General features: G+C 70.5%; 12 protein-coding genes. 5 read left to right on the forward strand and 7 right to left on the reverse strand.

All coding sequences use genetic code 11. From position 1 onward, the window contains the following. Window positions 1–47: 47 nt before the first annotated feature. Genes ACFXMF_RS42745 through ACFXMF_RS42765 form a run of 5 tightly spaced genes read right to left on the reverse strand, consistent with a single transcriptional unit; the run spans window position 48 to window position 5,425 of the window. A complete protein-coding gene (locus ACFXMF_RS42745; RefSeq protein WP_380021143.1) occupies window positions 48–887 on the reverse strand; it encodes an ABC transporter ATP-binding protein in 840 nt (279 codons plus the stop codon). Further along, window positions 884–1,954, reverse strand: coding sequence for an ABC transporter ATP-binding protein (locus ACFXMF_RS42750; protein WP_379991627.1), 1,071 nt, complete (start codon window positions 1,952–1,954; stop codon window positions 884–886). The genes ACFXMF_RS42745 and ACFXMF_RS42750 overlap by 4 nt, the downstream gene beginning before the upstream one ends. Further along, entirely contained in the window at window positions 1,951–2,850 is a 900-nt protein-coding gene (locus ACFXMF_RS42755; RefSeq protein ID WP_360324594.1) for an ABC transporter permease, read from the reverse strand. Before ACFXMF_RS42755 ends, ACFXMF_RS42750 begins: the two co-directional genes overlap by 4 nt. After that, window positions 2,847–3,806 (reverse strand): ABC transporter permease, encoded by a 960-nt coding sequence (locus tag ACFXMF_RS42760; RefSeq protein ID WP_360324592.1) that lies wholly within the window; start codon window positions 3,804–3,806, stop codon window positions 2,847–2,849. The genes ACFXMF_RS42755 and ACFXMF_RS42760 overlap by 4 nt, the downstream gene beginning before the upstream one ends. Further along, window positions 3,806–5,425, reverse strand: coding sequence for an ABC transporter substrate-binding protein (locus tag ACFXMF_RS42765; protein WP_360324590.1), 1,620 nt, complete (start codon window positions 5,423–5,425; stop codon window positions 3,806–3,808). Before ACFXMF_RS42765 ends, ACFXMF_RS42760 begins: the two co-directional genes overlap by 1 nt. A 412-nt stretch (window positions 5,426–5,837) precedes the next feature. Between ACFXMF_RS42765 and ACFXMF_RS42770 the strand changes: the two genes are divergently transcribed. The 3 genes from ACFXMF_RS42770 (at window position 5,838) to ACFXMF_RS42780 (ending at window position 8,181) form a co-directional block, all read left to right on the forward strand. Next, window positions 5,838–6,251, forward strand: a complete 414-nt coding sequence (locus ACFXMF_RS42770; RefSeq protein ID WP_379991628.1) for an SSI family serine proteinase inhibitor — start codon at window positions 5,838–5,840, stop codon at window positions 6,249–6,251. A gap of 243 nt (window positions 6,252–6,494) precedes the next feature. Continuing rightward, on the forward strand, window positions 6,495–7,031 hold the full coding sequence (locus tag ACFXMF_RS42775; RefSeq protein WP_379991629.1) for a hypothetical protein: 537 nt from the start codon (window positions 6,495–6,497) through the stop codon (window positions 7,029–7,031). Window positions 7,032–7,410: 379 nt separating this feature from the next. Next, window positions 7,411–8,181: an erythromycin esterase family protein gene (locus tag ACFXMF_RS42780; protein ID WP_379991630.1), complete on the forward strand. Its 771-nt coding sequence runs from the start codon at window positions 7,411–7,413 to the stop codon at window positions 8,179–8,181. 175 nt (window positions 8,182–8,356) lie between these two features. On the opposite strand, the gene ACFXMF_RS42785 is transcribed toward ACFXMF_RS42780, so the two are convergent. Then, window positions 8,357–8,977: a GrpB family protein gene (locus ACFXMF_RS42785; RefSeq protein WP_379991631.1), complete on the reverse strand. Its 621-nt coding sequence runs from the start codon at window positions 8,975–8,977 to the stop codon at window positions 8,357–8,359. Between the two features lie 266 nt (window positions 8,978–9,243). On the opposite strand from ACFXMF_RS42785, the gene ACFXMF_RS42790 reads away from it, so the two are divergent. Beyond that, complete coding sequence (locus ACFXMF_RS42790; protein ID WP_379991632.1) at window positions 9,244–10,845, forward strand: flavin monoamine oxidase family protein; 1,602 nt, start codon at window positions 9,244–9,246, stop codon at window positions 10,843–10,845. A gap of 16 nt (window positions 10,846–10,861) precedes the next feature. On the opposite strand, the gene ACFXMF_RS42795 is transcribed toward ACFXMF_RS42790, so the two are convergent. Beyond that, window positions 10,862–11,725, reverse strand: a complete 864-nt coding sequence (locus ACFXMF_RS42795; protein WP_360324576.1) for a LysR family transcriptional regulator — start codon at window positions 11,723–11,725, stop codon at window positions 10,862–10,864. 95 nt (window positions 11,726–11,820) lie between these two features. Between ACFXMF_RS42795 and ACFXMF_RS42800 the strand changes: the two genes are divergently transcribed. After that, complete coding sequence (locus tag ACFXMF_RS42800) at window positions 11,821–12,558, forward strand: SDR family oxidoreductase (protein WP_379991633.1); 738 nt, start codon at window positions 11,821–11,823, stop codon at window positions 12,556–12,558. Window positions 12,559–12,738 lie beyond the last annotated feature (180 nt).

Raw genomic sequence — 12,738 nt, forward strand, 5'->3', positions numbered from 1 at the left:
GGGGGGGGGCCCCCCGCCCCGGCCCCCCCGCGCCGGCGCGCCGACGCTCACGCCTCTTGTTCGGCGAGTGCGCGTCGGCTTTCGGCGATGCGTTCCGGGTCCCAGCCCACGCCCGGCACCGAGTCGATCAGCAGGCGGGTGTAGGGGTGTTGCGGCGCGGACAGGACGTCCGCGGTGCGACCCGACTCGACGATCCGGCCGTGGCGCAGCACGACGACGTCGTCGGTGATGTGCCGGACGACCGCCAGATCGTGGCTGACGAAGAGGTAGCCGATGCCCTGCTCCCGACGGATACGGGCCAGCAGGTCCAGGATCTGCGCCTGGATGGACACGTCGAGCGCGGCGACCGCCTCGTCCAGGATCAGCACCCGAGGGGTGGCCGCCAACGCACGGGCGATGGCCACGCGTTGGCGCTGACCGCCGGAGAGCCGGCGGGGCAGGGCGCCGGCCTCGCGGGTGCCCAGGCCCACCTGGTCGAGCAGTTCGGCCAGCCGGGTGGCCCGCCCGGGCCGATCGGCCTCGGGCGCGTGCAGGCGCAGGACCTCGTCGATGCTGTCCTGGACGGTGATCCGCGGGTCGAGGGAGAGGTAGGGGTCCTGGAAGACCATCTGGATCTCCCGGGCCCGGGCCAGGCGTTCCGCACGGGTGCGTGGCCGGTGGGCCCGTTCGCGGCCCTCCACCGTGATGCTGCCGGCGTCCGGGGTCTCCAGACCGACGAGCATCCGGGCGGTGGTGGTCTTGCCCGAGCCGGATTCGCCGACGATGCCCAGCGAGCCGCCGGGCGGCAGCGTGAAGCCGACGTCGTCCACCGCCTTGTGGTCGCCGAACGTGCGGCACAGGCCGCGGACTTCGAGCAGGGCCGGGGCCGGGTCGGTGGACGTGCTCACTGGAGGATCCCTTCGTCCGCGCGCAGGCACGCGACGGCCGCCGGGCCGTCGTGCACCAGCTCGGGAGTCTCGGTTCGGCAGCGCTCGATCGCGAACGCGCAACGGGCCGCGAAGGCGCAGCCGGTGGGTGCCTCCGCGAGGGACACCGGCCGTCCCGGGATCGGGCGCGGCGGCGCCGCGTCCGGCTCCAGGCGCGGTGTCGAGGCCAGCAGCGCGGCCGTGTACGGATGCCTGGGTCGGGCGAACAGCTCGGCGACCGGCTGGGATTCGACGATGCGCCCCGCGTACATGACGTAGATGCGGTCGCAGATCGCCGCCGCGAGCTCCAGGTCGTGGGTCACGAACAACATGCCGGTGCCGTGCCGCTGTTGCAGGCGTCGCAGGATGCCGACGACCTCCGCCTGGGTGGTGACGTCGAGCGCGGTGGTCGGCTCGTCGGCGAGCAGCAACGCGGGGTCGCCGGCCAGGGCGGCGGCGATCACCACACGCTGGAGCATGCCGCCGGAGAACTGGTGCGGGAAGCGGCGCAGCGCGCCGTGCGGGTCGCGGATGCCGACCTCGGTCAGCAACTCCTCGGCCCGGGCGAACGCTTGCTTCCTGGGCATGCCGCGTACCCGCAGCCCCTCGGTGAGGAAGTCACCGACTCGGCGCATCGGGTTCACCGACGCACGCGGGTCCTGGAACACCATCGCGACCTTGTGCCGGCGCACCTCGCGCAGCCCGGCCGCGCGCAGGGCGAGCACGTCGGTGCCCTCGACACGGACGGTGCCCTCGGTGCTCGCCCCCTTGGGCAACAGGCCGAGCACGGTGCGGCAGGCCACCGACTTGCCCGAGCCGGACTCGCCGACCAGGCCCACGGTTTCGCCGCGTTCGACCCGCAGGTCGACTCCGTTCAGGATCGGGCGCGCGGCGGCGTGGTCCGGCAGTCGCAGAGTCAGGCCGGCGATGTCGAGCAGTGGCACACCCCGCGCGTCGTCGGCGGCGACGGCGGTGTCGGCATCGGGCTCGGTCGTCGCGGGCCGCGTGGCCGGGTCGTCGGCCGTCGTCTTGTCGAACACGGAGCTCACCTATCCCGCTTGGAGACACGGTCGGCGAGACCTTCGCCGACGATTCCGAATGCGACGACCGCGATGACGATGGCCGTCGCGGGCGCGAGGGCGGGCAGCAGCACGTCCTTGAGGAGCGGGTTCTGCCCCTCGCTGACCATGACGCCCCAGTCGGCGGTGGGCGCCTGGACACCGAAGCCGAGGAAGGACAGGCCCGCGAGTTCCATCAGCGCGTAGCCGAAGTTGATCGCCGACTGGGCCAGCACGGTCGGGGTGATGTTGGGGATCAGATGCCGCGTGCAGATCGCCCAGCCGGACCAGCCCTGGACCCGATAGGACTCGATGTAGGGCCTGGTCTGTTCCTGGCGCGCGATCGAGCGCACCAGGCGGCCGACGTAGGGGGTGTAGGCGACCATCATCGCGATGACCGGTGCGGTCAGTCCCGCGCCGAACACCGCCACGCACAGGATCGCCAGCAACATCGCCGGGAACGCGAACAGCAGGTCCATCGAGCGCGAGAGCAGCGAGTCGACCCAACCGCCGCGCCACGCGGCCACCACGCCCATCGCGATGCCGAGCACGGTGGACACGCCGACCACCGCGAGCGGCCCCAGCAGCCCGGTACGGGCTCCGTACAACAGTCGGCTGAAGATGTCGCGGCCCGACTGGTCGGTGCCCAACCAGTGATCGGGGCCGGTGCCGGCCAGCGAGTTCTTCAGATCGATGGCGTCGGGATCGTAGGGCGCGAGCAGCGGTGCGAACACCGCGAGCAGCACGAGCAGCGCGAGGACCAGCACGGCCGCGGTGAACAGCGGTCCCTGGGCCGCGAGTTTGCGAATCCGGGCCGGTGCGCCGCGCCGGGTGGACGGTGTCGGTGCGGTGGCGTCCGGTGCGGACGCGGGTGCGGAGGCACTCACTTCGGGTCACCTCCCAGCGCGACGCGCGGGTCGATCAGCGGTTGGAGCAGGTCGACGATCAGGTTCGCGATCAGGAACGCGGCGACCACCAGCAGGGTCAGGGCCTGCACCACGGGGAAGTCCTTGACGGTCACCGAGTTGATCAGCAGGGAACCGACTCCCTTGACGCTGAACGCGGTTTCCACGATCGAGGTCGCCACGAGCATGCTCGCGACCATGGTGCCGACCACCGTGACGATCGGGCCGAGCGCGTTGCGCAGGACGTGCTTGCGGATCACCAGACTCTCCGGCACGCCTCGCGAGCGGGCCACCTCGACGTGTTCGCGGGAGAGTTCGTCGAGCATCGCGGAGCGGGTGACCCGGGCCAGCAGGCCCGCGAAGGTCAGCGCCAGCGCGATGGCCGGCAGGGTCAGATGCCACGCTCGGTCGCCGAATCCCTCGCCCGCGCCGTAGAGCGGGAACCAACCCAGTTTGACGGCGAAGACCGAGGTGAGCACGGTCGCCGCGATGTAGGACGGGATGGCGATCGAGGTGCCCGTCCAGGCCAGCACGAGCTTGTCGACCAGGCCGGGCCGAAGGGCCGAGGCGATGCCCAGGATCAGTCCGACGACGGTGACCAGCACCATCGCGTAGACGATCAGGAACAGCGTGGTCGGCAACTTCTGCGAGATCAACTCGGCCACGTCCTGCCGGAATTGCACGGAGCGACCGAAGTCGCCGCCGAGCACGTCGCCGAGCCACAGGAAGTACTGCTTGGCGAAGGGTTCGTCCAGGTGATACTGGGCGGTCAGCGCGGCTCGGGCCGCCGGGGTGACCGGACGCCCGCGCATCAGGAAGGACACCGGGTCGCCCGGCGCCAGGTGCACGGCGCTGAAGACCACGAACGAGGTCGCGAACAGCACGAGTACCAGGCCGACGAGGCGGCCGAGGAGGAATCGGAGCAGGGGACGGTTCATCAGTTCGCGGCACCCAGGGTCGCGGCCCAGGGGAAGGAAAGCTGGGTGATGTTCGGGGTGGCGCCGGTGACGCGCTTGCCCTGGTAGAGCGACAGCGGCGAGTCCCACAGCGAGATGGCGGGCAGCTCGCGCAGCGCGATCTCCTGCAGCTTGGCCGTCAGTTGGGCACGGGCCGCCGGGTCGCTGGTGCCCAGTGCCTGCTGCGCGATCGTGTCGTACTCGGGGTCGGACCAGCCCCCGTAGTTGGCGAACTCGCCGGTCTGCAGGGTCTGGTAGAACTCCAACGGATCCGGCGTGACGTCGTAGCCGCTGGTGACCAGGAGATCGATGCCCGCGCGGCTGGACGGGTCGGTGAACAGCGCGGTGTACGCGTCCGGGGCGATGGTGCGGAGTTCGACGTCGAGGCCGATCTCCTTGCCGGCGGCCTGGATGGCGTTGGTCGCGACGGTGATCTCCGGGGCCAGGTTGCTGGTCGCGACGACGACCTTCTTGCCACCCGCGCCGGCTTCGGCGATGAGCTTCTTGGCCCCGGCCACGTCCCGGGTGACGGGGGGCAGCGCGTCGTACTGGGCCTTGGCCTGCTCGGCGGGGATGGTGGCCCAACCGGAGGCGGGAACGGGCGCCTTGGCGACGGTGCCGTAGCCGTTCAGGCCCGCCTTGATGATGCCCTCGCGGTCGATCGCCATGGACAGCGCGCGTCGTACCCGCGTGTCGCCGAGGGCACCCTTGAGGTTGGTGACGGCGGCCGAGTAACTGCCGGTGATGTCACCGAAGTACAGCTTGCCGTCGCCGGCCTTGAGCTTGTCGTACGAGTTGGTGGGCAGCAGGTAGCCGCCGTCGACCTCGCCGGTGAGCAACGCGTTGGCGCGCGCGGCCGGGTCCTGGATGAAGACGAACTCGACCTCGCCGGTCTTGGGCATCAGCGCGCTGTCCCAGTAGGCGTCGTTGCGCTTGAGCGTGATGGATGTACCGGGCTTCCACTCCTTGACGGCGAAGGGACCGGTGCAGTTGACGCCGCCCTGGGGGTTGCCGTAGTCCTTGCCGGCCTTGGCCAGGAAGGCGGCGCTCTCGATGGTGCCCGCCGACGCGCCCAGTTGCTCGTTGAGCAGCACGTTGGGGCGGGTGAGCTTGATGGTGACTTCGAGCGGGCCGGTGTCGGTGATGGACGCGACGTCCTTGAAGGCGGTGCTGTACACGGAGCCGACTTCGGGATCCATCTGGCGCTGGAGGCTCGCCACGACGTCCTTGGCGGTCATCACGGTGCCGTCGTGGAACTTGACGTTCTCGCGCAGCGAGTAGATCCAGGTCAGCGGATCCGGGTTGGTGAACTTGGCGGCCAGCCCGGGGGAGATGGTCAGATCCGGGTTGATGCGCAGGAGTTGGTCGCACACGTTCGCGAGCACGGTGTTGATCGGGTAGTCGAAGCCGTACGCGAAGTCCAGCGTCTGCGGTTCGGCGTACAGCGACCACTTCACCTTGTCGAGCGGTCCCTTGGCGGCGGGGCTGTCCTTGGTGATGCGGTACCCGGGGTCCGAGGCCGACGAGTTGTCGCTGCCACCACCCGAGCACCCGACGGCGGTCAGGGCCACGACGGCGGCGAGGGCGGCGGTTTTGGGCATGCGCAAGTAACCCACCTCTTTCGGAGGGACAGAGAAGGCACAGCGACGCGGATGCGGCGTGGCGCGCGTCAGGACAGGTGCCGGTGAGTATTGATGCGGGAACGTTCCCGCGCAAGGGTTTGCGGGCAGGTGTCTCATGAATGGAGGAAAGGTTTCCAATGCGTCACGAGAGAGCGTGTGCGCGCTTTTTGACGACCCGTCACGAGGTTGGAACGGGGAGTGGCGAGCGGAGGCGAATTGCCTGGTGGGGGTGAGGGTGGAGATGCATTCCGGCTGCGGCGGCGGCCGACGGGCGGATGGCGGTCGGGCGGGCGGTGTCGTGGGTGCCGAGAGGCCGTCGGTGGGGGCGGGCGAGGCCGACCCATCACGGAATGGTCACGCACCGTGCCCAATCAATTACTACGCTGACGGCATGAGTTCCCCCAGGCTGTTTCGTCGCCTCCTTGCCGTCGCCGCCGTCGTTGTCGTCGCCCAGTGCCCGATCCCCTCCGCCGTCGCCCGGACGGTGGACCGCCTCACCGTGACCGAGGCCGACAATCCCGAAGGCGTGCGGACGTACGCCCTGCAATGCCACCCCGCCGGCGGCAGCCACCCGGAACCCGCGCGGGCCTGCGATCGACTGGAGGCCCCGACCGCCGGCGACGCGGACCCCTTCGCGCCGGTGCCCGGCGGTGCGCGCTGCACGATGATCCACGGCGGACCGGCCACCGCGCGCATCACCGGCACGTGGGCGGGCCGTTCGGTCGACGCCGAGTTCAGGCGCACCGACGGCTGCGAGATCGCCCGCTGGGACAACCTCGTCCCGGTCCTGCCCCAAGCGCGCTGATCCGGCTCCCGGGGCCCCAAGGAGCCACACGCGACATCGCCCCCGATACCGCCGACGATCGCCGACAGGACCCGGCCCACCGATTGCGGCATTCGTGGCATTGTGGCCCCTCGTTCGGCGTGCTCCGGGGGCGCGGACGGGGTGGGCGTGCTGGAGTCGAGGGCGTGCCGGGCTGTGGGTGCGAGGACGAACGTGTCCGCGGCCCGGTCGACGTATCGGCGACGGGTCCGCGCGGGAGCTGTGATGACATCCGATAGCCACATCGAGGATCCGGACGAGGGCGGCCCCTGCCCGCTGGGCGCGCGGTCGGCGCACCCGTGTGGCGGGCCCACCGACGAGTGGGGTGTGCCGATGTGGGGGCGGGTGCCCGGGATCGACGACCTGCCCGGGTGCGGGGTGCACGTGGGCGAGGTCCTGGTCACGCGGGACCCGGAGTCGTGGGTCGGCCTGCTGTTCGAGGAACCCGTCGGCAACACCGACCCGGACCGTGAGCAGCGCGCGGCGGTCGCGGAGTTCGCCGAACACCTGGCCCTGGACGTCGCCGACCAACGCGCCGCCGACGCCGCCGATCCGGACGCGGTGGTGCTCCGCCCGGCAAGCACCGCAGAACTCACCCGAGCGGTGACCTATGCCTTGGGCACGGTCGGCGCCGGCCGGCGGGGGACCGGGGCCCGCGTCGGCCCCGGGCGGTCGGGCGGTGTGGCGGCGGCCGTCGAGCGCACCTGCGATCACCCGTACCAGGATCGCCCGTACCACGCGTCGTCCGGTCGTGCGTCGTGACCTGGGGGGATCGTTTCCGGCCATGAACCGGCATCACCGGGAATCGGTGCCCGCGCGAACCGGTATCGGAGTCCTCGTTCCCCCGAACTACGAACTGTAACGAGCCGGTTCGTAGGGCCCGGGCACATGGCCGACCGCCCCGCGCGCAACCCGTGCTCGCCCGGATCCGACCGTCGCGCGTGGCGAATACCCGTCCCGGCGAACCCTTTTCGGCCTGCTGCCTCCCGTCGCGCTGTGTCCGGGCACGCTCGGCCCGGCGGCCTCCGCCGGTGCGGCGACGCCCGAGCCGGACCCGGCGCGAGCGCTCCGAGCCGGTGCCGACCGCCCGCATTCCACCGAACCCGGCGCGCCCGACGCCGACCTGCGCGCCGTCGATCGCATGATCGGCACCGCCGACCTCGTCGGAGTCGGCGAAGCTACGCACGGTTCCACCGAGTTCGTCGCCGTCAAGGACCACCTCCGCCACCTCGTGCGGACCAAGGGCTTCACCACATTCGCTCTGGAGGCGGCGTGGAGCACCGGTGTGCGTCTGGGGGAGTGGGTCCGGGGCGGGCCGGAAGACCTCGGCCGGATCATGGACGCGGACATGTCGCGCTGGATGCGCAAATACAACCGCACCCACGACGACCGCGAACTCCGCATCGTCCGCAACGATGTCGCATACGCCGGTCCGGCCCAGGTCGACACCATCACCGCCTACGTCGCCTGCCATTCTCCCGTACTGCTGCCGGAGATTCAGCGGCTGTACCGGGACCGGGATCGGGAATCGCGACCCACGGCCGGGATGGGCGAGACCGTCGACATGTACCAGCGACTTCCGTTGGCCGACCGTCGGCGGATGCGGGACAACGTGATGCCGGCTGCCTGCGACCATGCTGCACCGGGACAAGGCGATGGCCGACAACATTCCGTATGGCAACGCAATACGGGTGAGGGCGTGTTCCTCCCCACACCCAACCAGCACATCACCGCCGAGTCGGCGGTGCAGACGAACTGGCCCAGAACGCCAGGGGAGTTCCTACGCGAAGGCGTGGGTGCCCGCTACGTCAACGGACTCGCAACTCGACAACACGCGCCTGGTGTCCAGCTACGACGTACTGATCCACCTGCGCGCCGTCGGCACCACCAAAACTCCCTGACGGACCGTTAACAGGCCCCTGTCCCAAGGGAGTTCATCAAAGAGTGCACCAAGGAAGTTCACCACCACACGGTGGCATCCAAAAGCGAACCGAACCGAAGCAAACCGAAGCGAACCGGCACGCCGACCTCCCACCACCCCCGCGAATCGGCCCGCGTCGCCGACCCGAATGACGGCTCCGTCCCGGCTATCCCTCCGCCGCGTGCATCCGAGCGTAGATCCGCTGCACCACCGCCTCCTTGCGCGCGTTGTACTCCATCGCATGGCGGGCGCCGGGCGCGGCGGCGGACTTCGCGGTCGCGTACAGGTCGCAGTCGTCGGGGTGCGAGCGCAGCCAGTCCCGAAACCTCAGGTGCCGGACGGGTTCGGGTGCGCCGGGACCGAACACGTGCAGATTCACGCGCGGTTGGGCGAGCCGCAACATGCGGTGTTCGTGCCACCAGGGTTCGCGCACGGTGAGGTCGTAGCCGAGCGCGGCGAGTTGCGGGACGTACGTCTCCTCCCGACGCGGGTCCGCGACCACGAGGTCGATGTCGATCACGTCCTTGGCCGCGAGGCCCGGCACGGCGGTGGAGCCGATGTGGGTGATGTCGAGGATCCCGTCCACCAGGACCTCCCGGATGCGATCCCGGAGCACCGCATAACGGCCCGGCCACGCATCGTCGTACGCGACCACCTCGATGCGCTCGACCGTGGGCGCGCCGTGCACCCAGGGATTGCCCTCCTCCGCCGGCAACGCCCCGGGTGCGTCGCCCTGTTGCCCGCCCTGCCGCCGATCGCCGGCACCGCACTCGTCATCGTTTGCCATTGACCGATGGTAATCGAGGGCATCGAGCAACCCGGGCCGATCCGGTGCCTCCTCCGCCGGGACCGAATGCAACCGGAGTATGCCGTACCCATCCGCCCTGCCCCCAGGAAAGTTGACGCGGAACCCAACCGGTCCGCTAATAATAGATCGACGGGTCGATCTATGAATCACGGACCACGGACCACGGACCACGGATCGTGCGATCGCCGCCGCCTGCCTTGCGTGCCCCGTCTTCATTCCAGGCCCCCGACGAGTGGGAGACAGACATGAACGATTCCCAAGGGTTCGATCGACCGACCAGCCGACGCGGATTCCTCCGGACCGTGGGTGCCGTGGGTGGTGCCGGGGCGGCGTTGTCCGCGATGGGGGCGCTCGGTCTCGCGCCGTCGGCGGCGAGCGCCGCGACGCCGCCGTTCCGGGCGCCGCGCGCGTCCGACTTCACGCTCACCGGGCGCCGGCCGGCGAGTGTCGTGGTGGTGGGCGCCGGTGTGGCCGGGCTGACCGCCGCGTACGAACTGGGCAAGGCCGGCCACGATGTGACCGTGCTGGACGCCCGGCCGCGGATCGGGGGGCGCAGTCTCACGGTGCGCGGCGGTGACGTGCTGACCGACCGGAACGGCGTGACGCAGCAGGCGTGTTTCGCGCCCGGCCAGTATTTCAACGCCGGACCGGGGATGTTGCCGCAGTGGTCGGTCAGCACCGACTACTGCCGTGAACTGGGGGTGCCTCTGGAGGTGTTCGCGATATCGAACACGAACACGTTCGTGTTCGACCCGAAGAGCTCCGACCGGCCGAGGTTTCAGACCGCGCAGGCGGACGCGTACGGCGTGGTCGCCGAGTTGTTGGCCAAGGTGACCGATCAGGGCGCGCTCGATCGCGAGTTGACGGCGGCCGACAAGGAACGTCTGCTCGGATTCCTGAAGACGATGGGCGACCTCGGCGACGATCTGGGCTACCGGGGTGATCCGCGCCGGCGCGGGTTCGCGGTCGTGCCCGGCGCGGCCGGATCGCCTGGTGTGCCGTTGCCGCCCCGGGGTTCGCTGGATCGCGTGTTCACCGAGCAGCTCTCCCGGCACTGGTATCTCGACGCCGGTTTCGACATGGCGTCGACCCTGTTCCAGCCGGTCGGCGGCATGGATCGGATCGTCGAGGCCCTGGCCGACCGGGTCGGCCGGCAGCGGATTCGCTGCGGCATCGAGGTCACCTCGATCACCGACGGGCCGCACGGGACCCGGGTGTCGTATCGCGGATCCGCGCACGGCGTGCTCGACGCCGAGTACTGCATCGTGACCGCGCCGCCACTGGTGGCCGCCCGGATCGCCGGACTGCCCGCCGACGCGACCGCACTACTGCGCGGCTTCCTGGCGGAGTATCCCGGCAAGATCGGCCTGGAGTACCGCAGTCGGTGGTGGGAGGAGGACTTCGCGATCCACGGCGGCCTCACCTCCTACGGCGCGGACGGTTCGCTGTGGTACCCCTCCTCCGACTACCGCGGCCAACGCGGCTTGATGGTGGCCTACTTCGAACGCGCGGAGGCCACGATCCAGTCGCTCCCGCCCGCCCAACGCCTGGCCGAGGCGGTGCAGCGCAGCGTTCGGGTGCACGGCGCGAAGGCCCGTACCGAGCTGGCGGGTTCGTTGTCGATCATGTGGGGTCTCGAACCGTTCGTCGAGGGCGGTTGGCAACCGGCCGACACCCAGGACAACGGCGTGGTCAACAGTCCCCGATTCCGCCCGCTCACCGAGCCGACCGGCCGAGTCTTCTACGCCGGCGACTGGCTCAGCAACATGCTCGGTTGGCAACACGGTTCCATGCTCTCGGCCCGCAAGGCCGTGGAAAAGGTGCACACTCGCGCCCTGACGAGCTGAGGACCCGAAACGGCGGTCAAAGCCGGGTGGCCGTGCGGACCAGCCCGGCGAGGGCACGGGAGCGGCTGTGCGCGGGCCAGGCGATGTGGGTGACGACGGGGGGTGCGTCGGTCAGCGGGACGGCGGTGTGTTCGGCCCACAACCAGGCGCGGGCGGATTCGGGGATGACGGCCACGGTGCGTCCGAGGGCGATGAGCTGGGCGAGTTGCGTCTGGTCGTGGACCTCGGGGCCCGGGCCGGGTGGGTAGCTGCCGTGGCGCGGCCAGCGGGCGAGCGGAAGGCCCGGGATGTTGCCGACGTCGGCCATGGACAGCGTCTCGTGCGCGGTGAGGGGGTGCCCGACGGGCAGGATGGCCACCTGCCCCTCGGTCAGCAGTTCCTCGCTGTCGAACCCGGCGAGGGAGTTGAACGGCGCGTGCATGAGCGCCACATCGGCGCGGCCGTCGCGCAACATTTCCTCCTGCTCGCACGTACCGCTCGGCAGCACCTCGATCTCGACGGCGTCGGGTTCGGCTGCGTAGGTGTCCAGGAGCTTCTGGAGCAGTTCGTGAAACGCGGCGGCCTTCACTGCCAGCACCAGACGGTTGTGCGGGCCGCCGCGACGGTCGGCGCCACCGGCGCGACGGGTGCGGCGAGCGGCGGCGGTAGTCGCGTCCAGGGCGGCACGGCCCTCCTGCAGCAGCACCTCTCCCGCGACGGTCAGCGAGACGCCGCGGCGGTTGCGTTCCAACAAGGAGACGCCGAGGCGCCGTTCGAGCTGTTGGATCGCCCGGGACAGCGGCGGTTGGGCCATGCCGAGGCGCTCGGCGGCGCGGCCGAAGTGCAGTTCCTCCGCGACGGCTGCGAAGTACCTCAGCTCGCGGGTCTCCAAAGTGTCCACGCCGACAACATACCCCTCGGTGATACCCACCGGGTATGACAGGGCACCGGATCGGTGTTGGCTGCGCCATTGGCCCGGGAGCGAGCATCGACACCATGAGCGAAACGAAGATCGCGCTGGTGACCGGCGCGAACAAGGGAATCGGATACGAGATCGCGGCCGGGCTGGGTGCCCTCGGACACCGGGTGGGAGTGGGAGCGCGCAACGAGGCCCGGCGTTCGTCCGCCGTCGAGAAGCTGCGCGCCGCCGGGGTGGACGCATTCGAGGTGCCCCTGGACGTGACCGACGACGGGAGCGTCGCCGAGGCCGCAGCACTGATCGAACGGCAGGCCGGGCGCCTGGACGTCCTGGTCAACAACGCCGGCATCTCCGGGGACATGGGGCCGGGGTGGGTGCAGGACCCCACCACGCTGGACCTCGACCTGGTCCGCACGGTCGTCGAGACCAACGTCATCGGCGTCATCCGGGTGACCAACGCGATGTTGCCGCTGCTGCGGCGCTCAGCGTCGCCACGCATCGTCAACGTCTCCAGCGCCGTCGCCTCCCTGACCCGACAGGCCGACCCGAACATCGAGATCGGCCCCATCATGGCCGCCTACGCGCCGTCGAAGTCCTTCCTCAACGCCGTCACCGTCCAGTACGCCCGCCACCTCGCCGACACGAACATCCTGATCAACGCCGCCTGCCCCGGCCTGGTAGCCACCGACTTCACCGCCTTCCACGGCCCCCGCACCCCCCAACAGGGCGCAGCCACAGCCATCCACCTCGCCACCCTCCCCAACAACGGCCCCACCGGCTCCTTCGTCGAGGACGAAGGCATCATCCCTTGGTAACCCCACCCCCACCCGCCCCCCGACCCACCCCAACCCGCCCCACCCACCCCTCGGCGCGTCAGCGCCCCCGACCCAGCCCGCCCCCGTGATCGACGCGCGCAGCGCGGAGAGCGGCGGAGCCGCAAAACAAAGACTTCGTGGCCCGGAGCGAAGCGCAGGGACACGAAGTCACGAGCGAGG

Source organism: Embleya sp. NPDC059213 (assembly GCF_042754445.1).
In the GTDB taxonomy this organism is placed as follows: domain Bacteria; phylum Actinomycetota; class Actinomycetes; order Streptomycetales; family Streptomycetaceae; genus Embleya.